Origin of the sequence: uncultured Sphingomonas sp., from assembly GCF_964244235.1 — a bacterium.
Classification (GTDB): domain Bacteria; phylum Pseudomonadota; class Alphaproteobacteria; order Sphingomonadales; family Sphingomonadaceae; genus Sphingomonas.
The window spans coordinates 1-20,418 of sequence record NZ_CAXTII010000004.1 but is presented as its reverse complement, the minus strand read 5'-3'; the positions used below and the strand labels follow the sequence as shown (position 1 = coordinate 20,418).

19 protein-coding genes are annotated in these 20,418 nt (G+C 65.2%); 6 read left to right on the top strand and 13 right to left on the bottom strand.

Annotated elements, in window-relative coordinates; genetic code table 11:
* Window positions 1-53: 53 nt before the first annotated feature.
* The 4 genes from ACFE7D_RS01485 to ACFE7D_RS01470 form a co-directional block, all read right to left on the bottom strand.
* Window positions 54-4,028, bottom strand: a complete 3,975-nt coding sequence (locus tag ACFE7D_RS01485) for a Pls/PosA family non-ribosomal peptide synthetase (RefSeq protein ID WP_375393656.1) — start codon at window positions 4,026-4,028, stop codon at window positions 54-56.
* Window positions 4,029-4,123: 95 nt separating this feature from the next.
* On the bottom strand, window positions 4,124-4,312 hold the full coding sequence (locus tag ACFE7D_RS01480; protein ID WP_375393655.1) for a hypothetical protein: 189 nt from the start codon (window positions 4,310-4,312) through the stop codon (window positions 4,124-4,126).
* 202 nt (window positions 4,313-4,514) lie between these two features.
* The gene (locus ACFE7D_RS01475) at window positions 4,515-4,886 is read right to left on the bottom strand and encodes a DUF6481 family protein (protein WP_375393654.1); all 372 of its coding nucleotides are present in this window, start codon (window positions 4,884-4,886) and stop codon (window positions 4,515-4,517) included.
* Window positions 4,887-4,993: 107 nt separating this feature from the next.
* Window positions 4,994-6,388 (bottom strand): short-chain fatty acyl-CoA regulator family protein, encoded by a 1,395-nt coding sequence (locus ACFE7D_RS01470; RefSeq protein ID WP_375393653.1) that lies wholly within the window; start codon window positions 6,386-6,388, stop codon window positions 4,994-4,996.
* A 165-nt stretch (window positions 6,389-6,553) separates the two neighbouring features.
* Here ACFE7D_RS01470 and ACFE7D_RS01465 point away from each other — a divergent pair, with 165 nt between their 5' ends.
* The 3 genes from ACFE7D_RS01465 (at window position 6,554) to ACFE7D_RS01455 (ending at window position 9,637) form a co-directional block, all read left to right on the top strand.
* Complete coding sequence (locus ACFE7D_RS01465; RefSeq protein ID WP_375393652.1) at window positions 6,554-6,709, top strand: hypothetical protein; 156 nt, start codon at window positions 6,554-6,556, stop codon at window positions 6,707-6,709.
* 92 nt (window positions 6,710-6,801) lie between these two features.
* Window positions 6,802-8,397 (top strand): isocitrate lyase, encoded by a 1,596-nt coding sequence (locus ACFE7D_RS01460; RefSeq protein WP_375393651.1) that lies wholly within the window; start codon window positions 6,802-6,804, stop codon window positions 8,395-8,397.
* A gap of 418 nt (window positions 8,398-8,815) precedes the next feature.
* On the top strand, window positions 8,816-9,637 hold the full coding sequence (locus tag ACFE7D_RS01455; RefSeq protein WP_375393650.1) for a D-alanyl-D-alanine carboxypeptidase family protein: 822 nt from the start codon (window positions 8,816-8,818) through the stop codon (window positions 9,635-9,637).
* Between the two features lie 9 nt (window positions 9,638-9,646).
* Here the strand turns inward: ACFE7D_RS01455 and ACFE7D_RS01450 are convergent, their stop codons facing one another.
* From ACFE7D_RS01450 to ACFE7D_RS01410, 9 genes are all read right to left on the bottom strand, one after another.
* Window positions 9,647-10,168: a Rid family hydrolase gene (locus ACFE7D_RS01450; protein ID WP_375393649.1), complete on the bottom strand. Its 522-nt coding sequence runs from the start codon at window positions 10,166-10,168 to the stop codon at window positions 9,647-9,649.
* A 48-nt stretch (window positions 10,169-10,216) separates the two neighbouring features.
* The gene (locus ACFE7D_RS01445) at window positions 10,217-12,808 is read right to left on the bottom strand and encodes a TonB-dependent receptor plug domain-containing protein (protein WP_375393648.1); all 2,592 of its coding nucleotides are present in this window, start codon (window positions 12,806-12,808) and stop codon (window positions 10,217-10,219) included.
* Window positions 12,809-13,035: 227 nt separating this feature from the next.
* On the bottom strand, window positions 13,036-13,617 hold the full coding sequence (locus ACFE7D_RS01440; protein WP_375393647.1) for a GNAT family N-acetyltransferase: 582 nt from the start codon (window positions 13,615-13,617) through the stop codon (window positions 13,036-13,038).
* Complete coding sequence (locus ACFE7D_RS01435; RefSeq protein WP_375393646.1) at window positions 13,614-15,200, bottom strand: flavin monoamine oxidase family protein; 1,587 nt, start codon at window positions 15,198-15,200, stop codon at window positions 13,614-13,616. Before ACFE7D_RS01435 ends, ACFE7D_RS01440 begins: the two co-directional genes overlap by 4 nt.
* Before the next feature lie 444 nt (window positions 15,201-15,644).
* Window positions 15,645-15,851, bottom strand: a complete 207-nt coding sequence (locus ACFE7D_RS01430; protein WP_174286430.1) for a cold-shock protein — start codon at window positions 15,849-15,851, stop codon at window positions 15,645-15,647.
* A gap of 95 nt (window positions 15,852-15,946) precedes the next feature.
* Window positions 15,947-16,162: a hypothetical protein gene (locus ACFE7D_RS01425; RefSeq protein WP_375393645.1), complete on the bottom strand. Its 216-nt coding sequence runs from the start codon at window positions 16,160-16,162 to the stop codon at window positions 15,947-15,949.
* A 236-nt stretch (window positions 16,163-16,398) separates the two neighbouring features.
* Window positions 16,399-17,148 carry an SDR family NAD(P)-dependent oxidoreductase gene (locus ACFE7D_RS01420; RefSeq protein WP_375393644.1) on the bottom strand — a complete coding sequence of 250 codons (750 nt, stop codon included), beginning with the start codon at window positions 17,146-17,148 and terminating at the stop codon, window positions 16,399-16,401.
* A gap of 71 nt (window positions 17,149-17,219) precedes the next feature.
* Window positions 17,220-17,573: a hypothetical protein gene (locus ACFE7D_RS01415; RefSeq protein ID WP_375393643.1), complete on the bottom strand. Its 354-nt coding sequence runs from the start codon at window positions 17,571-17,573 to the stop codon at window positions 17,220-17,222.
* The gene (locus ACFE7D_RS01410) at window positions 17,570-17,986 is read right to left on the bottom strand and encodes a hypothetical protein (RefSeq protein WP_375393642.1); all 417 of its coding nucleotides are present in this window, start codon (window positions 17,984-17,986) and stop codon (window positions 17,570-17,572) included. Before ACFE7D_RS01410 ends, ACFE7D_RS01415 begins: the two co-directional genes overlap by 4 nt.
* Before the next feature lie 125 nt (window positions 17,987-18,111).
* On the opposite strand from ACFE7D_RS01410, the gene ACFE7D_RS01405 reads away from it, so the two are divergent.
* The 3 genes from ACFE7D_RS01405 to ACFE7D_RS01395 all read left to right on the top strand — a co-directional run bounded on the left by ACFE7D_RS01405 (window position 18,112) and on the right by ACFE7D_RS01395 (window position 20,418).
* Window positions 18,112-18,300, top strand: coding sequence for a hypothetical protein (locus ACFE7D_RS01405; protein ID WP_375393641.1), 189 nt, complete (start codon window positions 18,112-18,114; stop codon window positions 18,298-18,300).
* A 293-nt stretch (window positions 18,301-18,593) separates the two neighbouring features.
* A complete protein-coding gene (locus tag ACFE7D_RS01400) occupies window positions 18,594-19,727 on the top strand; it encodes an AI-2E family transporter (RefSeq protein WP_375393640.1) in 1,134 nt (377 codons plus the stop codon).
* Window positions 19,728-19,848: 121 nt separating this feature from the next.
* Complete coding sequence (locus ACFE7D_RS01395; RefSeq protein WP_375393639.1) at window positions 19,849-20,418, top strand: spore coat protein U domain-containing protein; 570 nt, start codon at window positions 19,849-19,851, stop codon at window positions 20,416-20,418.

The following is a 20,418-nucleotide window of genomic DNA, read 5'->3' as shown; positions in this document are numbered from 1 at the left end:
TGTAACCCTCGACTCCCGCATTCGCAGGAGAACCGAGGACGGATACGCCCGCATCATCCCACGACGATCCGCGCCGGGCTGCCTTCCCAGTTCGTCCCCGCGGGCAGGCTCTCCCCCTTCATCACCACCGACAGATCGCCGAGCTGGGCGTCCGCGCCAACCTCGGCATCGTACAGCACGATCGCCAGCGATCCGACCGTTGCACGGTCGCCGATCCGGATTGCACCGACCTTCATGACCCGGTCCTCGAACAGATGCGTCTGGAGGCCCGCAAAGTCGTTCAGCGCGACGTCGTCACCGATATCGACCAGGTCGTGTTCGGTCAGGTCGGTGGTGTCGATGTAGCAGCGCTTGCCGATCCGCGCGCCCATCAGCCGCAGGTACATTGGCAGCCAGGGTGTTCCCTGCAGCGGCTCCAGCAGGTTGGACACCGCCAGATTCTCGTACGTCGCCGTCACCAGTTCGGTTCGCCAGACGAACGCGCTCCACAAAGGCGCGGTCGTGACCTTGTACCGCCCGACCACCACCCATTTCAGCACCAGCACGAACGCGCCGCACGCCAGGCAGAAGCCGACATACAGGAACGGGAAGGTCGCGACGATGATCAGCCCGCCATGATCCATGTCGCTGAGCGTCCCGACGGTGGACAGCAACAGGCTGAAGAACACGAGGAACGCGGTCAGCGACAAGGTGGTGCGGATCGCCTCGATCGACAGCCGCTTGACGACCAGCGACCGCGACGGATTGAAGCGCGCCCCCTCGTCGAACATCGTGTTGACCTGCCGCCCGGGCAGCTGGATCGGCGGCGACCCGAACCAGGTGCTGCCCGCCTGCGTCGCCTGCGCCCGATCGACCGGTGGCTTCGACAGCACGCCGACCAGAACCTCGTCGCCGACCTGCGTGCCGCCGGGCAGCAGCGCGGAATTGCCGATGAAGCTGCGCCGCCCGATCTTCGTATGCGCCAGTTCGATCGTACCCCGCCCGATCCGCGCCGCGCCGAAGATCACCGAATCCGCGATGAAGCTCTCCGATCCGATCTCGACCAGGTCGGGCACGATCGCGGTCGCGGTCGATATCTCCGCGCGGCGGCCGATCTTCACGCCAAGCGCGCGGTACCAGGGAATGACGTACAGGGTCGCGAAGATCGGGTGCAGCAGACGCAGCGCCAGGTCGTTGATCTGCTTCACGAACCAGTAGCGGACGTAGAACCAGCTTCGCTGCGAATAGGTACCCGGCGACACTCGCCCCAGGATCGCGCGCTTCGCGACGACGGTCAGTACGCACATCATGACGACATAGGTCACCGCCAGCAACGGCGAGAGCAGGATATAGGCGTAGCCGGTCGTCGCCCAGTCGATCTCGATCAGCGCGATCAGTCCGGGCGCGATCGGCAGGATCGCGACGAGCGGCAGCAGCAGCGCACCGATGAACAGGCCGATCGACGATCCGATCCCGTCCTTCGCCGGTACTGCCGCCGGCGGGGGAGGGGCGGCGGCATCGCGCGCTGCGGGCGATCCGTTCCAGCGCTCGCCCGCCGGGATGTGCAGATCGGCCGGTAGCGACGACAGGTCCTCCAGCACCGCACCGTCGCCCAGCGACGCATCGCGCCCGACGACCGCCATCGATCCGACGAACGACCCGGCACCCAGCGTCACCGTGCCCAGCCGCAACATCCCGCGCTCGACCGCGCTGGTCGCCAGCACCGCCATGTCGCTGACGATCGCGTCGTCGCCCATCGCGACCAGGTCGGCGGTGTCGATGACGCCGGTGCCGATATGGCAACGCTTGCCGATCTTCGCGCCCAGCATTCGGTAATAGCCGCGGATCATCGGCGTTCCCGCCAGATACGGCGTGCCGGTGACCGAGATCACGCGGCGAACCAGCCACCAGCGGAAATAATAGCTGCCCCATAAGGGATAATCGCCGGCCTTGAAGCGCCCGATGACGATCCATTTGACCGCGACCGAGACCAGCATCGCCGCGATCGGGATCAGAACGAAGGTGAAGCCGCTCAGCAGCAGCGCGTGCAGCCGGTCCATATAGCCCGCGAGCCAGGTATAGGCGACATACGGGAAGAACCATTGCAACCCGGCGAGCGCGAAGATCGGGAACAGCGCGATCGTCTGCGCCGCGACGCACAGGCGTCGCTGCCAGGCCGGGGTCCGGTGGAAACTGGTCTCGTCCGCCACCGCGACCGGCGCGGTGCCGCCGACCCGCAGCGCAAGCGCGCGGATGGCGGGGGCGGCGTAGAGGTCCTGGATCGACAGCCCGGCGAGCCCCGGCACCTTGCGCGCGGCGGAGACGAGTCGCGCGGCCTTCAGCGAATGGCCGCCCAGATCCTCGAACAGATCGTCGGTGACCGAGATCGGTTGCGGCGCGAACGCCTCGACCCACACTGCATGAAGCTGGCGCTCGACGGGGGTGGCCGGCGGTTCGATGACCCGGTCCGGGGTCGCGGCGATTTGCGGCCTCACCAGCGCCTTGCGGTCGATCTTTCCCGACGCAGGCAGGCGCGGCACCGTCGCCAGCCGTTCATAGGCGGCGGGACGCATGTAATTGGGCAGGCGTTCCGCGACACGTCCCTTCAGCCCGGCGAGATCGATCTCCTCGCCGGGCCGCGCCACTAGGAATGCGGCGAGGAATTCCGCACCGTCGTCGTCGGTGAACAATTGCACGACGGCCTGCGCGACGCCCGGCCATTCGCCGATCACCGTCTCGATCTCGGCCAGTTCGACGCGGAAGCCGCGGATCTTCACCTGTGTGTCGATCCGCCCGACGAAATCGATGTCGCCCGCGGCGTCCAGCCGGACGAGGTCGCCCGACCGGTAGATTCGTTCGGGGCGGCCCGACAACGCGTTGAACGGCGTCATCGTGAATTTTTCCGCGGTCAGATCGGGGCGATTGACGTAGCCGACGCCGACGCCCGGGCCACCGATCACCAACTCGCCTTCCGCGCCTGCGGGAACGGGCATCAATGCCTCGTCGACGATCCACATCGTATAGCCGGGCAACGGCTTGCCGATCGTGATCCGCTTGCCCGGCATCACCTCGGTCCAGGTCGCGGTCACCGTCGTTTCGGTTGGTCCGTAGGTATTCAGGAGCTTCAGCCCCGGGCGCGCGAGCCTGCGCGGCAGGTCGGCGGGGCACGCCTCGCCACCCATGTTGATGAGTCTCATTTTCGGCACGGGGTGTTCGACCAGTGCGATCAGCGACGGGACGACGTGCCAGATCGTCACGCCCGCCGCCGCCAGCGCCACCGCGATGTCCGGGCCGCCGGCGCTCAGCGCTTCGGTCGGCACGATCAAGCGCGCGCCCACGAAGAACGCGGTCCACATCGTCTCCACCGACATGTCGAACGCCAGGCTGAACCCGCCGAAGCAGATGTCGCTCGGCTCCAGCGCCAGCACCGCGCTTTCGCACCGGACGAGATGGCCGGCGTTGGCGTGGCTGATCATGACTCCCTTGGGACGCCCGGTCGTGCCCGAGGTGTAGATGATGTAGGCGAGATCGCCCGGCTCGGCCCCTGCATCGGCCATCGCGGTCGCCGGTTCGGCCGCCAGATCGCCAAGCTGTTCGTCGATCGCCAGCGTATTGCCGGGCATGGTCGCTACGCGCGTCGTTTCGGTCAGCATCAGCTTCGCGCCGCTGTCGGCGACGATGAAATCGATCCGGTCCTGCGGATAGGACCAATCGACGGGGACATAGGCTGCACCGGCTCGAAGCACGCCCAGGATCGCCATATATTGGTCGAGCCCGCGCGGCAGGCAGATGACCACGCGGTCGCCGCGGCCGATGCCCATCGTGCATAGTCGGTGCGCGAGTCCCAGGCTGCGGCGGGTCAGTTCGCGGTAGGTCCAGTGCGTCCGACGGTCATATTCCTCGTCGACGCCCACCAGTTGCAGCGCGACCGAGTCGAGATGCGCTGCGGCCCGCTCGTCGAACAGCCCGTGCAGCACTTCGCTTCGTCCATAGGGCTTTTCGGGGCGGAGCGCCGGTGCCGCCGCGATCGGCGGCTCAAGGGCCGGCATGGCGATTTCGGGTACCGACATCTGCGAATTTTTTCGCGTGGTTTCAACACTCATCGCCGATGCCTAGCCGAACACACCCCTCGCTTGCTACCTGTTCAATGCTGCGCCCGATCGACTGACGTCGCCGGCAGGACGTCGCGGTTTTCCGAACCGGGATCGCCAGGGCTGTCGGGAATCCGCGATAACCTGGTGATCAACAGCGGCAGGTCCAGGGTGATCATCGTATCCATGGGCACCGCCATCGCCTTGCGAAGCGTTTCGCCAATGCCGTCCGAATCGGTCATGATGGTTTCTGCTGTAGCGACGCAAAGACTGGAAACCCGGTCGCCGCTCGCCCAGGAGGGGGGGATGGCGGGCACCGGGCTCGCCAGCATAACGGCCGCTATATGATCGGGTTCCCGAAACGATCGTGCGCAGGTGATATTTTCAGTGGAAGCGCCCTCGCGGCTCGCGCGTCACGGCTCCGGTCGGCATCAATCGACGGGTTTAGCGCTTCCTTGCTTTGCGTGCGGCGTATTTCGCGTCGCGTGCGGCCTTCAGCTCCTCGGCGGTCGGCTGGGGGCGATCCGCTGGCTTCTCGACGGCGGCGGCCGCCTTCGCCGCGGCGGCGGCTTCTGCTTCGGCCGCCGCGGCTTCCGCGGCTTCCGCGCGCGCGGCCTTCGCGTCATCGGCGGCCTTCTGCTTGGTGATCCGCTTTTCAGCGGCTGCGGCGTCGCGCGCCTCGCGGGCGGCCTGGCGTTCGGCGACGATCGCCGGGTCCGGCGCGGGTTTCGCGCGCAGCTGGTCGAGCGCGCGCTGCTTCGCGTCCCGCGCCGCCGCGGTGCGTTCGTTGAAATCGGGAACCTTGAAGCCTGCCATGCGCCTATCCGTTGGAATGTAGCGATCGCCCGATCGCGAGAACGCCCTCTTTACCGATTATGACGCGGAAGTCTCGTACCCGGTGACGGAAAATCCGCCGGCGAACCTCACTCGCCCCCGAAGCGCCAGGGCGACAGCGCCCGTTCGCGGTCATCGACCACGAGCGCGCGGCCGGCCGGGGGCGCAGAGCGCTGGGGACACCCGCTGCGAAGACAGGATCGACATCCAAGCCCGATCGGCGTCGCCGGTCCGTCGAGATCGATCCCCCGCGCCGCCGCCAGCCCCGTCGCTTGCGCGACCGCGACCCCAAGCCCGATTGCGAACTCCGCGGGCACCGCGGCCGGGCCGTCCCCCATCCCGCCGCCGCGCGCCTGCACCGCGCAGGACAGCGTGAACCAGCGCGATCCGTCTTCCAGCGCGACCAGCTGTACGAAAGGCGTCCCGGGACGATCGAAGCCATGGTGGACTCGCCACAAGGGGCAGCGTCCTTCACCCTCGACGAGCGCCGCGCCGCTCGACCCGCCATAGCGTTTCGATGACTGCCCGGCCCGGTCGATGCGGATCATGAAGAACGCAAGCCCGCGCGCGCCGACGCGTTGCAGCGTGGTCAACCGGTGCGCGACCTGTTCGAAGCTGGTGCCGAACCGGTTCTGCAAGGTCGCCATCTCGTACCCGCTCGCCTCGCACGCCCGCAGGAACCGGGCATAGGGCATCATGACGGCGGCGGCGAAATAGCCGGCGAGATGGCGGCGGAACAGCCGTTCGGCCGCGCGATCGGAAAAGGCCGCACCGCGTGCGAGCGCGTCGATCTCCGCGCGTGCTTCGACATGACCGAGCTGGACCGCCAGCGTGAAGGCACGCGCGGATGGTCCGAGCGTTTCACTCAGCTGCAACTGGCGTGCGTGAAGATCGAGGCGGTACAGCCGGTCGGGCAGGGTGTCGATCGGCAGGATGCGGATCGACAGCCCGTGCCTGACCCGCAGCCGATCGACCAGCGCGCCGTAAAGGTCCGCACCGACGAGCCGCAGTTCGTCGGCAAGCGTTTCGGCGGCGGCATCGAGATCGGGGAAATGGTTCCGCCACCGGTCGATCTCGCGCCGCGTCATCGCGACCGGGTCGGTCGCCTCGGTCGCGGTATGACCGCCGCCGCCGCGGTCGAACGCGCGCGCGAACGCCTCCGCACCGCCGGGTGCTGCGGCGAGCCATTCCTCGACCTCATGACGATCAACTTCCAGATCGGCGAATAGCGGATCACCCAGCCGCCGCCGGATCGCTTCCGCGCCGCCACCGGGCTCGCCCGCGGCGAGCGCGCGCGGATCGAAATCGAAAATATCGGCCATCCGAACCAGCAGTCCGGCAGGCAGCGCCCGCTGATTGCGCTCGATGAGGTTCAGATAGCTTGGCGACACGTCCAGCATCTCCGCCATCGCTGCCTGGGTCAGCGCGGTGCGGCGGCGCAGGCGGCGGACGGCGTGACCGGCGAGCAGTTTTTCCCTGGCCATCAGCCGCTCCGTTTGTGAAGATATTTACAATACAGCCTCCGTAGCATCTGGGATACCCGATATTGCGACCGGTCGACACGATTTTCGTCATGAAATCCTCGTTCGTGCGATTTCCTGAGCTATCTGGCTCTCATCCGGCGCAACGTCGCCAGAGAGGAGTGCATCATGACCGATCAACCCCGACCCAGCCGCGCCGTTTTTTCGACCGACGATTTCGTGCTGATGAAGGAGGCGCTGGCCGATTATGTCCGCCGGATCGCCGACGATCCCCGCTCGGCGCGCTTCTCCAGCCTCTATCACCGGCTCGGCCGACTAGGCTGATTGCACCCGTTTTCCTGGGGAGGAAAGGGGACCGCCGGCGGCAATCCGTCGGCGGTCTTCCTCCCCCTGCTGCACTTTCACGAGGACGCCCAATGACCTACCAGGACGAAACGAGCCAGATCAGCCAGTTGGTGAAGCGTCATGGCGGTCCCTGGGACGGGATCGATGCGGAAGCGGTCGCGCGGATGCGACTGCAGAACCGGTTCCGGACCGGGCTCGACATCGCACGCTATACCGCCGCTATCATGCGCCGCGATATGGCGGCCTATGACGCCGATCCGGCCAACTACACCCAGTCGCTCGGCTGCTGGCACGGCTTCATCGCGCAGCAGAAGATGATATCGATCAAGAAGCATTTCGGATCGACCGAGCGTCGCTATCTCTATCTGTCGGGCTGGATGGTTGCCGCGCTCCGCAGCGAGTTCGGCCCGCTGCCGGACCAGTCGATGCACGAGAAGACGAGCGTGCCTGCGCTGATCGAGGAACTCTACACCTTCCTTCGCCAGGCGGATGCGCGCGAACTCGGCATGATGTTCCGCGAGATCGACGCCGCGCGGGACGCCGGCAACGCGATCGAGGAACAGCGGCTGCTGAAGGCGGTCGACAATTACCAGACGCATGTCGTTCCGGTCATCGCCGACATCGACGCCGGTTTCGGCAATGCCGAGGCGACGTACCTGCTCGCCAAGAAGATGATCGAGGCGGGTGCCTGCGCCTTGCAGATCGAGAATCAGGTCAGCGACGAAAAGCAGTGCGGCCACCAGGACGGCAAGGTCACCGTCCCGCACGAGGACTTCCTGGCGAAGGTCCGCGCCTGCCGCTACGCTTTCCTCGAACTTGGCGTCGAGGACGGGATCATCGTCACGCGCACCGACTCGCTTGGCGCCGGGCTGACCAAGCAGATCGCGGTCAGCACGACGCCCGGCGATCTCGGCGACCAATATAACAGCTATCTCGATTGCGAAGAGGTCACCGACCTTTCGACGATCAACGGCGATGTCGTCATCAATCGCGACGGCAAGCTGATGAAGCCCAAGCGGCTGGCGTCGAACCTGTTCCAGTTCCGCGCCGGATCGGGCGAGGACCGCTGCGTGATGGATTGCATCGCCAGCCTGCAGAACGGTGCCGACCTGCTCTGGATCGAGACCGAGAAGCCGCATATCGATCAGATCGCCGGCATGGTCGACCGTATCCGCGCGGTCATCCCCGACGCGAAGCTGGTCTATAACAACTCGCCGTCGTTCAACTGGACGCTCAATTTCCGGCAGCAGGTGTTCGATGCCTGGGCGGGCGAGGGCAGGGATGTGTCGGCCTATGACCGCGCGCGGTTGATGTCGGTCGATTACGATGGCACCGCGCTTGGCGACGAGGCGGACGAACGCATTCGCACCTTCCAGAAGGATGCAGCGGCGCGAGCGGGTATTTTCCACCACCTCATCACGCTGCCGACCTATCATACGGCGGCATTGTCGACGGACAATCTGGCCAGGGAGTATTTCGGCGGGGCTGGGATGCTCGGCTATGTGAAGGGCGTCCAGCGCAAGGAAATCCGCGAGGGGATCGCCTGCGTGAAGCACCAGAACATGTCCGGGTCGGACATCGGCGACGACCACAAGGAATATTTCGCGGGCGAGGCGGCGTTGAAGGCCAGTGGCGCACACAATACGATGAACCAGTTTGCGGCATGATGCGCACGGCGGCAGCCTCGCTGCTGCCAAGACGCAAACGCCCGGCCGGCGGCGGCAAGCCGCCGTCCGACGACGCGGCTTTCACCTCTACCCCCAAGCCTGCGAACATCGCGTCGTACCGGGTGCGCGGGGTCGGCAACCATGTCGATCGCCCAGCGATTCGTCCCATCGCCGCAGGGCGAGCGGCGTCAATGCTTCGTTAACCATCCCTGCCGCATTCAGGTGCCATGACGGTTGGAGTAAATATGGAACCCGGACAATATGTTGCGATCGATCCCCGCACGGGCTTGGCGGCAACGCTGATCAAGGCTGCGGGGAGGGCGGCATCCCGCCATCCTCTTGAGGGATGGCGGCGCGACCTTTCCATCGACCGGTGGCGCGCCGGCCGGTCGATCGGCTCCGAGGAACGGCTTGCCGCGTGACCATTGCGAAGGGGTCGTTCGGATTTCACTGTGTCGCGGCAACGCTCGCCTGCGCGCTGGCGGGTAACGCGGCGGCACGACCCGAAGCGCCACGCACCGTGTCGTCGCTCGTGATCGACGCGGACGACGGCGAGACGCTGTATGCCAGCGATGCCGATATCGTCCGCGCGCCGGCGTCGCTGACGAAGATGATGACGCTGTTCCTGGTGTTCGATGCGATCGAGGCGGGGCGGCTTCGCACGAGCGATCGGATCACGATGTCGCGCCACGCCGCCGGTCAACAGCCGTCCAAGCTCGGCCTGTCGCCGGGGCGATCGCTGTCGCTGCGAGCCGCGATCGAGGCGGTCGTGGTGGAATCGGCGAACGATGTGGCGGTTGCGCTGGCCGAACGGCTCGGCGGCAATGAACGCGCGTTTGCGGAAGCGATGACCGCGCGGGCGCGATCGCTCGGCATGCGGCACACGCGTTTCGCGAATGCGACCGGGCTGACCAGCCGCGGCAACCGCACGACCGCGCACGATATCGCGCTGCTGTCGCTGGCGATGCTCCGCGAACATCCGCGCGGTTACGATTATTTCGCGACGCGGTCGTTCCATTGGGCGAACCGGACGATCGCCAACCATAATCACCTGCTCGGCCGCGTGCCCGGGGTGGACGGGATCAAGACGGGCTATACCGTCGATGCCGGCTATAATCTGGCGGCGTCGGCGAAACGGCACGGCAAGCGACTGATCGCGGTGGTCCTGGGCGAACGCACTGCGGCGGCACGCGACTTGCGCGTGTCGCATCTGCTGGAGGTCGGCTTCGCCGGCGGCTGACGCCTGCGCTTACTTCGCGGCGGTCGCCTCGATCTCGACAAGGAAATTCGGCCCGGCGAGCGCTGCGACCTGTACCGTCGACCGCGCCACCGTGGCCGGGTTCTCCGCGGTGCCGAACGCGGTCTTGAACCCATCGTTCATGCCGGCAAAGTCCATCTTGCCGCCCAGCTTGGGGTCGCCCGCGACGAAAACCGTCAGCTTGATGATGTCCGACATCGCGAAGCCGTGCGCGGCAAGGCTCGCCTTGATCTTCGCCAGTGCGCTGATCGTCTGCGTCTTCGTATCGCCGAAATCCGCCATGGTAAGAGTGGCCATCTGTGCGGGCGGCAGCTTCGCCTTGGCCGGATCGACCGGGGAGGCGAGCATGCCGCTGAGAAACAGCATCGTCGCGCCCGGCATGACGGTCACGCCCTGCAGGATCAGCCCGGGCGGGGTGTTCCCATGACGCACGACCATGGTCTGCGCCATCGCAGGTTCGGCGGCCAAGGTGGCGAGGGCGAGGGCAATCGTCGTGAAGGTCCGTGAATTCATCGAACAATCTCCAAATAGGCCGGGCACCTGAGCGCCCGGCCGATAGTCCTAGAAGTGCAGGTTGATGCGACCGTAATAATAGCCGCCATTGATCCCGTACGGGCTGAACCCCAACGGCGCGTCATAGACATTGCCCCCGCTCACGACTGTATTGACGCCGGAGAGGGTTGAGCACGGTGCTTGGACCGTGGGGCTAACGACGCACTGGAATTTCGGCGGCTTCTTGTTGAAGAAGTTGTTTGCACCGATCGAGAATTCTATGTTGTGCGTCGCCTTGTAGTTCAGTTCGACGTCGCCGATAAATGCCGAGCCGATGCGCTGCGTGTAGAAGTCGCCGCCATTCGGCGTATAGCTTGCCGACGTCGTCCCATAAACCGTCCCGCGAACGGTCGCCGAGAAGTGCTCGAGCGTGTAAAACGCCGATACGACGGCCTTGGCGCGCGGCGAGGCGGTCTGGACGAAGCTCTGTGCGCCCTTGTCAAATACGGGCTGGCTGACCGTCTGGCCCTTGTCGTTGACGAGCGGCGGCGCGCTTTGCAGCTTCGTGATCTTCGTTTCGTTGTAGTTGCCCGATATCGTCCAATTCACTTTACCATAGTCACCGAAGTCGGTGAGGTAGCTGAGGACCAGATCCACACCACGGGTGCGGGTGTCCGCGCCGTTCGTGAAGATGTTGACCCCCGTTTGCGTTACGGTCGGATCGAGCACGTTGCCATTCGCGACGATTGCGGCCTGCACGCCTGGGAAGTTGAGCGATTGGCCGGCCGCGTTCGTGCCACCGCCAGAACTGAAGATCGTGCCGGTGCCAAGAATGCGGTCCTTGATCGCCACCTGATAGGCATCGACGGTGATCGTCAGCCGTGCGACCGGACGGATGACCGTCCCAACGCTGTAATTGGTCGATCGTTCGGGTTTCAGATTGGTGAAGCCCAGCAGTTTCGCCGCCGCCGAGTTGGCGGGCAACTGAACGAAGGCCGATGTCGGCGAGACGTTGGTCGCCGAGTAATAGGACTCAGCCAGCGTCGGTGCGCGGAAACCGGTGGAGACGGTGCCGCGCAACGCGAAGGCGGGTGTGAAGTCATAGCGGGTGGTTCCCTTGAAGATCACCTTGCTGCCGAAATCCGAATAATGTTCGTAGCGAACCGCGCCATCGATCTTCCATGCGTCGATCGGGTTCGCCGCTATGTCCAGATAGGCCGATTCGGCTTCACGGCTATGAACGCCAGCGTCGGATTGGCGAAAGCCGGGATAGGATTGGCCACCTTCCTTGTAGGTCGACGCAGCATCGCCCGCGCCAATCTCATACCGATTACGACGATATTCGCCACCGAACGCCAGGTTCAGCGGCTTCGCCAGCCCCAGATCGAATTCGCGCGTGAAATCGGCGTTCGCGGTGAACTCGGCCGCCTTGAAGAAGCCGTCGTAGAAGTTGCGCGGTGTGGCGTGCGTATCGATGAACAGCGACCGGTTCGCGCTGTCATAGGTGTAGATGTCGTTCTTGTCCTGGCCGTAGGTCGTGCTCAGGTCATAATGGAACTGGCCAAGCATGCCCTTGGCACCGCCGGTGAAGGCATAGTCGTTTTCACGAATGCCTTCGCGCGGATTGAACCCGTTGGGATTGAAGATTATTTCGCCGGGCGTCGTCAGGCTGCCGGCGACGCCCAGCACCGGCGAGGCGATGACCCGGTCGGGCACGCGCAGATTCTCGTATGCGCTGGCGAGGCGGCGGCTGTAGGTACCGAAGCTGTAGGCCTGGATCCCGCCGAAATCATAGCCGGTGTTGTAGCTCAGCGTCGTCAGGTTCGACTGCGCATCGCCGTTGATCCGGTTGACCTCCGGAAACTCGGTGATGTTGGCGTATAGCGGGCGTTGTGCGGCGGAAAGCGAGGCGAGCAGGTTGCCGCTGCTGTCGGTGACCCGGCGATCCTTGCCGCCGACCTGCGTGAAATCGTGGAAGCGGTAGAAGGCCGTGAGATCGAAAAAGCCCGCCGCGCCGACCTTCGTCGACAGATGCGCGGTGCCGGAAAAGGTCTGGCCCCCGGTATTGTAGTTCGATCCGCCGGTGAACGACGCGTCGCCACCGAGTTCGGCGTCGCTTTTCAGGATGATGTTGATGACGCCGGCGATCGCGTCGGAGCCATATTGCGCGGCGGCGCCATCTTCCAGCACCTCGATACGCTCGATCGCGGCGGGCGGGATCAGGTCGAGATCGGCGGTTGCCGCGCCTTGGTAAGGCCCGCCGAGGACCGCGAGGTTCGACGTGCCGTGGCGGCGTTTGCCGTTGATGAGTACCAGCGTGTGGTTGGGGCTCAGCCCGCGCAGCCGCGCCGACAGCGTCAGGTTGGCGGTATCGCCGCCGAACGCCTGCGCGGTGAAGCTGGGGACGAGCTGGGTGAGGATCTGGTTGAGGTTGGGTTGGCCGACATGGCTCAGCGTCTCGGCACCGAGCACCTTGATCGGGGCGGCGCTTTCCGCCGCGGTGATGCCGCCCGCGCGCGTGCCGGTCACGATGATGTCGTCGCCGACCTGCGGGATCTCGGCACCTTCCTTCGGTGTCGGGCCGGGCGGCGTCGTCGCGGTAACGGCAAGTTGTTGCGCACCGGCAACCGATGAAAAACCGGAACAGAGTGCAATGCCCAAGGCAATACGCGAAACACGAGCGGTGGAAAACATGATAACCCCCCTTGAACCAAGAACTAGTTTTCCAGACGCCCCTCCCAAGTATTGTCGTTTCAATTCAGATGGTTGACAATATTACTGTCAAGACCATGCTGAAAGCGATCATTATTTGATTCGCCTGATTATGATGTTTTCATGACACGCCCCGCGATGCAAGTAGCGACTAGCGGCGAGACGTTCGATCCTCATCATTGTTGTATATCGGCAACAAGGTTCTTATCCATCGGCACGAACTCTACCATCGTGCCGTCGAGATCGAGCGTCACCGGCGCACCGGCTACGTAACCAAGGGCACGGTAGAACGGGATGCCCGGCAACGTCGCCATCAATGCCGCGCGCCGGAAGCCATGCGCGCGCGCTGCATCTTCGCACGCCGCCAGCAGCATCGTTCCCGCCCCGCGGCGTGCGTGATCGGGCGAGACGAAGAAGGCGCGGATGCGGGCGGCGTCGCGCGCGGGGTCGAGCGCGGGGTCGAGCGCGCCCGTGCTGCGCGCGGAATAGCGATCGCCGCCGAACAAGGTCGGCCGCCGGCTCCAGCCGCCACAACCCGCGACCCTGCCATCCGCCTCGACAACGAGATAGCTGCCGTCCGCGACCAGTTCGCTGTCGACACCGAAGACATGTGCGATCGCCGCCTCGGTTTGTCCGTCGGTGTAGAAGCCGCGCCCGAGCAGCCGTGCGGAACGGGCGATCAGGGAGTCGAGCGCAGGAATGTCGGCGGTCGTCGCGGGGCGGACGGTCAGTCCGGGCGCGGCTACCGCGAGCATCATGCCGCTGCGAAGCGCCGCGTGCGGGGTGCGACTAACGCCTGCGCCGCAGCCCGCGCGGCGATCGCGGTCACCTGCAGCCGTGCCGACTGGATGCCCCCCTCCTGCCAGCCCGGTGTCTGGCTGAGCGCGGCGGTCGCGAAATACACGCGGCCATCGGGTTTCTGCAGCAGCCGGAAGCCGGGCGTATCGATCTTACCCTCCTGACCGGGACCCGGCCCGACGCCGTTCCACGCGGGCCACGGGCCAAGGCTGTACGGCACCTTGTGCCAGTTGATCGCCACCGGATTGACCAGATCGGCACCGTGCCCGGGATGCAGCTTGTCGATCATCCCCCGCGCTGTGGCGATCTGGTCGGCGACGGTCCGCTGCTGGAAGGCCTGCGCCATCTGCCCCGAATTGTAGCAGCCGAGAATCATCCCGCGCGCCGAATGGATCCCTGCTGAAGGATACCAGACCAGCGCGGTCGGTGCGCCGACGAACGAGATGCCGCCATAGATCTGGTCGCGTTCCCAGAAGCGCGGAGCCTCGAACCCGACCTTGTTCGAATAATCATACTCGACCGCGGCGATCGCCTGTTTCAGCGCGGGCGAGAAATCGGTGTCGATCTTCGCCAGCACGGGGAAGGGGATCGTGCAGACCATGTAATCCGCCACGATCGTCGCGGTCACGCCGCTCGCGGTGTCCTTGTACACCGTCTCCACACCCTTGGCGGTGTGGCGGATACGCGTGACCGCCGCACCGCGCAGCGCTGGCCGGCGCAGGTTGCGGTCGAACCCGGCATGGATACGATCCATGCCCCCGACGGGCTCGAACATCGTCGCCTGCATGTACAGATTGTCCTCGAACAGCGATAATGGCAGCTGCTGGTTGGCGAGGAGCTGGTCGAGCGGCACCGGGCTGCCCGGCGAAGCGAAGGTCACGCCTGCGCCAGGCGCGGTGCCGAAGCCCGATCGTTCGGTGCCGGTGAACGTGCCGTCGGCCTGCAGGTCGCCATATGCTTTCAGGAACGGCAGCATCTTCGCCTTTTCCGCCGCCGTCAGCTGCTGGTCGAGCGCGCCCTGGTTGATCGCCTTCGCCAGCAATTCGGCGATATAACCGCGGGTGTCGTTGATCGCGCTGCGCATCCGCACCTTCGACCCGTCCGCCGCCATGACATAGGCGGACCGGCTGGCATTGACCTCGACCTCCATCGGGACGCCGAATTTCCTGGCATAGCCGAGCAGCCCCTGGTGGAAGCTGGGAATTCGTGCCGGGCCGGCGTTCATGTAGATGCCGTCGGAGAAGTGCGCTGTCTGCGTCTCCTCGCCGTCCATCTCGACCTTGTCGCCGTCACGTAGTGTCCAGGCGCGACCACCGACGCGGTTGCGCGCCTCCAGCAGCGTGACGAAGAAACCGGCCTGTTCGAGTTCATATGCCGCAGTCAGCCCGGCGATCCCCGCGCCGAGCACGACAACGCTCTTCCCGGCCCCGACGTTCGCAGGCAGCGGGGTCCAGTCCTGTGCGTGCGCGATACCGGTGATGCCAAGCGCCTGCATCGCGCCCATCATCGGGCCGATGCCGGCAATCAAGCCGATGTTCGTCAACAAACCGCGTCGCGTGACCATTCCCGTCCCCCCGATCGGGCGGCGACCGCCCGTGCCTTTGCACGCGGTCGTCCGCGGCAAGCCTGGGCATCCTCTCGAGTCGGCAGGGATCGAATCGACCAATTGCCGGCGATCGCCCGCAACCTTCCGTCGCTGCGGTTCGGATCGGCGAATGAAAGGGTTAGACCGGGATTCAATTTGCAACGCAACTGAAATAAAGGCGATCGTCGATTCCGATCGATTGCCGATGACAGATGTGCGGCGCGGGGAACGGCCTGGGGTCCTAGGTAGGTCCGCCTTCTGCGGACACGGAAAAGACGGTTCGCGAAGCCCGTTTGCCGGACAATCGCGAACCGTCTTTCTTTATCTTTTACGTGCGATCAGCGTCGCTCGGACGATCCGACGAAACAGCCTTGCGGTTATCGACCGGACCGGCGGCGACGGTTACGCCGACTGCAGATTGACGGCCGAGGTCTTCCCGCGGCGATCGGTTTCCAGCTCGTAGCTGACGCGCTGGTCCTTGTTCAGCGTCGTCATGCCTGCACGCTCGACGGCGCTGATGTGCACGAACGCATCGCCCTCGCCGGTTTCCGGCGCGATGAAGCCATAGCCCTTTTCGGAATTGAAGAATTTTACGGTGCCGGTAATCATGGTAAGTTCCTGACTTCGCTTGGTAGAACCCAGACCGATCGTCGCGTCGGCGATGATATCATCGACGATCGGACCGGGATGGGGTGGTGATGGGGTCAGCCGTTGCGGACCCACATGCTCCGGACGACCGGACCGCTGATGATCTTGGTCCGAAAGGCGTGCCGAATGGTGTCTGCGTCGTCGCCATTGTCCAGGACGACACGCGTGCCGCCCGACAGCAAGGTTTCGATCGCGCTGATATTCGCCGAATGCTTCGCGCACATCGCGGTCACTTCGGTCTTGTTCGCGGTGACGTTCATCGCTCGTGACATCGGCTGGCTCCTTGCCTATCGCTATGATCGCGGCCTTCGTGCCGAACCATGCGCGCGCTTGACCGCAAGAACGGCAGGCGTTCCTGGTTCGCGCGGTAATGGGTCGGCATGGAATGGTCTCGATCGTTCGGGCGAAAGCAAAATGCTTTCGGTCACCGGACGCCCAGGTTCGATCGAGTGATGCGTCGTCATAGCACAATATCCGCGCAGACCCGCATATAATCGGCGGGGCGGGTTCAGCCTCCACGGGCGACCTGAAATCCGGCGAAGGACTGGCTGACGGGCATGATCTCCAGCGTGTTGACGTTCAGATGCGGAGGCAGGGTGGCGATCCAAAGGATGGTCGCGGCAATATCCTCCGCCGTCATCGGGTTGGCGCCACCATATAATTTGTCCGATGCCGCCGCATCGCCGCCGGTGCGGACCAGCGTGAATTCGGTCTCCACCATGCCCGGCTCGATCGAACTGACGCGGACGCCGGTGCCGTGGAGATCGGACCGCAGCCCAAGCGTGAACTGGTGCACGAACGCCTTCGTCCCGCCGTAAACATTGCCGCCGGTATAGGGGTAGGTCGCGGCGACCGAGGACAGGTTCACGATCGCGCCCGTGCGTTCGATCAGCCCCGGCAGCAACCGGTGCGTGATGCCGACCAACGCGGTGACGTTGGTGTCGATCATCGTCCGCCAGTCGCCGAGATTGGCCGTCTGCGCTGGCGCGGTGCCGAGCGCCAGGCCGGCATTGTTGACGAGAAGGTCGATGACGGCGAACGCCGCGGGCAGCGCGTCGATCGCGGCGGCGGTCGCAGCGGCATCGCGGATGTCGAAGGCGGCGGGATACACGGCGTCGCCGACGGATGCCGCCAGGGCCGCGAGCCGGTCAGCCCGGCGCCCGGTCGCCACCACACGCCAGCCCGCGTTCGCCAGCGCCCGGACCGTCGCTTCGCCGATCCCCGAGGTTGCGCCCGTCACCAGTGCCGTCTTGGTCATATCGCCTCCTGTCAGCCTGTCGTGCTAGCGTACACCGGCGTTGGCTGCGATGGCCTCGGCAAGCTGTGCCATCATTTGTCCGAGCGCCCGGGACTGTGCGGCCGGATCGCCGGCCGGATGTCGGACACGCTGCCGATCTCCAGCCCCTTATAGTCGACATGCGTGTCACCGGTGCGGACGCCCTGCGCGGAGGGGACGAGCAGTTCGATGTCGATCCGGCGATCGGTCAGCGCACGCAGCGCCAGCCAGCCGACGATCATCAGCGCCGCGATCGACAGCACCATGGCGGTACGGATGCTGGTTCCGCGCCGGCGCTCCAGGACAGATCCGCACCGTACGCAGCGGGCCGACTTGCCGTCGTCCAGGACGGGTATCCCCTGCACCACTCCGCAGCTGTCGCAGCCGATCGTCCGTGCGGGCGTCACCGATCAGGCGTCAGCAATGCGCGGGCGGTGCGGTAGCAATCCTCGACATGCGCGTTGCCCGCCAGCTTCATCGCCCCGAACCCGATCGTCGCGGCCATCGCCGATCCGACGACCGGCACATATTTCGCGACGGATGCCGATGCGATGCGAACGCCGACCCGCCGCAACAGGCGAACCGCAATCCGGCGTGTGATCATTCGCCCGATGACATTGTTGCCCATGCTCGCGGCGATCACGAAGACACGTTGCGCGATGTCGGAATCGAGTTTCGCGACGCTGTCATGGTCCAGTTCGAAGGACTGGCTGATGGCGGGCAGCATCGTCGAGAGCAGTCCGATGTCGGCGATCAGGTCCGCGCCGGGGATCGGCACGACCGCGGCCCCCGCTGCCGCAAGCGAGCGATTGGTGACCATGCGGCGGCAATCGCGGCGAACGGCGTCGAGCTGGGAAATCGATTGAATCATGATGCTTTGTTCGATTGCTGGAGCGAATTCGATCGACGGAGTCGACGGCGGGAGCGGCGATATTCTGCCAAGCGATGAATGACCAAGCGGCGCGCGCGTTCCACTATCGCAATGATTTCTCGCCAACGATCCGCCAAGGCGCAATGATTGCATCTTTTGCAATCGCAGAGGCTCATTTTGCAATTGCGATAGAGTCTGTTGCGGTGCACAAAAAGCGTGCCTTTCAGGCATCCTCTCCTAAAAACTTTCGGGCCGGTCGTTGACCGGCCTTTTTTTATGTCTGCGCTGCTGGCAGAGGACGCGCGCTGCCGTGGCCCGGCATAAAAAATCGCAGGAGCGGAGCCGCCGGTCTAACCGGCACCGGGTTCATGATGGCGCGGGGGATCGAGTGGCCAGGCCCTCTCCCCCGCTTCCGGTTTTTGCAGTCACATGGCGCTACTGATCCGGATCGTGTGGTCCTGGGATCGAGGAGCGCATGGCCGAGCATCGACGCATCGGCTTGCCACGGCTTGTGGCGAGGGGCACGACATCGGCGAGATGGCAAAAGGGGCGTAAGGTGTCGGAGCAGGACCAGATCGAAGCGCCCGGTACCTGGCAGCGCGACTCGGATGTGGCGATGTCGCGGTCGCAGATCCGCGCCAGCCTGGTCGCTGCCGCCGTCTTGTTCGCCGCAGGCGTCGCGACGCTGAAGGATTTCCTGCCTGCGCTTGGCTGGGCGGTGATCTTCGCGATTGCGCTATGGCCTTGGTATGTGCGGATGGCGGCGCATTGGCCGCGGCATGCCCGCGGCCTGGTGCCGACCGTGATCGTCGGCGCGGTGTTGCTGGCGTTCGTTGTCCCCCTGCTCATCATCGCCGTCCCATTGGTCGAGGATGCGCATGCGGCCGGCATATGGGTGCAACAGACTGCGCAATCCGGCATTCCCGCGCCGGCATTCCTTGGCACCCTGCCTTACGGAGAGAGACTGGTGCCCTTGTGGCAGCAGCAACTGGCGCAGCCCGGCGCGCTTCAGGCGATCGCGCACCGCGCCGCGGCGGCCAACGGATCGGGAATGGGCGGGCGGATCGCTGGCAATTTGATCCACCGGGTGATGCTGGCCGGGTTCATGCTCCTGACGCTGCTGTTTCTCCTGCGCGACATCGATTCGGTGATGGCCGGGCTGCGGATCGGCAGCCGCCGCGCGTTTGGCGCGGCAGGGGAAAGCGTCGGGCGGCAATTGGTCGATACGGTCCAGGGCACTGTCAACGGACTGGTATTCGTCGGGCTGGGCGAGGGTGTGCTGCTCGGCATCGCCTATCTGGTTGCCGGCGTTCCGCACCCGACGCTGTTCGGGCTGTTGACCGCGCTGTTGGCGATGGTGCCGTTTGGCGCGACGGTCGCGTTCGGCGCGGCGGCGCTGGCGCTGCTGGCGACGGGCAAGACGGTGGCGGCGATCGTCATCGTGGTGCTGGGGTTCGCCGTCACCTTCGTCGCCGACCATTTCGTCCGCCCCGTGCTGATCGAGGGTGCGATTCGGCTGCCGTTCCTGTGGGTGCTGCTGGGCATCCTGGGCGGGGTGGAGGCGTGGGGCCTGATCGGACTGGTGATGGGACCCGCGATCATGGCGGCGATGATGCTGTTGTGGCGCGAATGGATCGGCGCGCAGCGTGGACCCATCAATCCGCCCGCCACGATCGCCGAGGACAGCTGAGGCATCCCGCTATTACGGGAGCGTCAACATCCTCCCCGAACAACCCGTTATGGTTCCATAACCATCGCTTTAAGCCTGCGCCAGCAACATGCGCGTCACCCATGGAACGCGGGCGGCGAAGATGCGACATTTCCTCAGATTGCTGATGCTGTGCCCGGGGCTGGTTCTGTCCGGCCCCGCCTTCGCCGCGTGCGGCGTCGCCACCACGGTCAGCGATGATCTTGGCGCCTACTCATCCAATGCGCTGAAGGCGGGGGCACCGCCCTATCTATCCAAGTTTGGCGGGTTCAGCTGCTCGAGCGCGTCGCTCATACGCTTCTTGCCGGCATTACTGAAGGCGACGGCCGCAAGCGGGTCGGTCTACAAGCTGATCTCGGCCACGTCGTCCGAAACGGTGAGTTATCAGCTTGCCGCCGCCGCCGATGGCAGCAGCCCGCTCGTGCCCGGAACCGCAACCTACTATGTCAACGGCGCCGCGCTGAACCTGCTCGGCAGCGGGAGGACCAGCGTCCCGGTATATGTGAAGCTGTCGAGCAGCACCGCGGTCACGCGGGGCGTTTACACGGGCAGCGTCGCGATCAGATGGGAATGGTCGTTCTGCTCGTCGATCGGTGTGCTGAACGCCTGTGTGGGCACGCTAGAGCAGAATCTGATCATTCCGGTTCATAGCCGGCGGCTGAGAAGTAGTTAG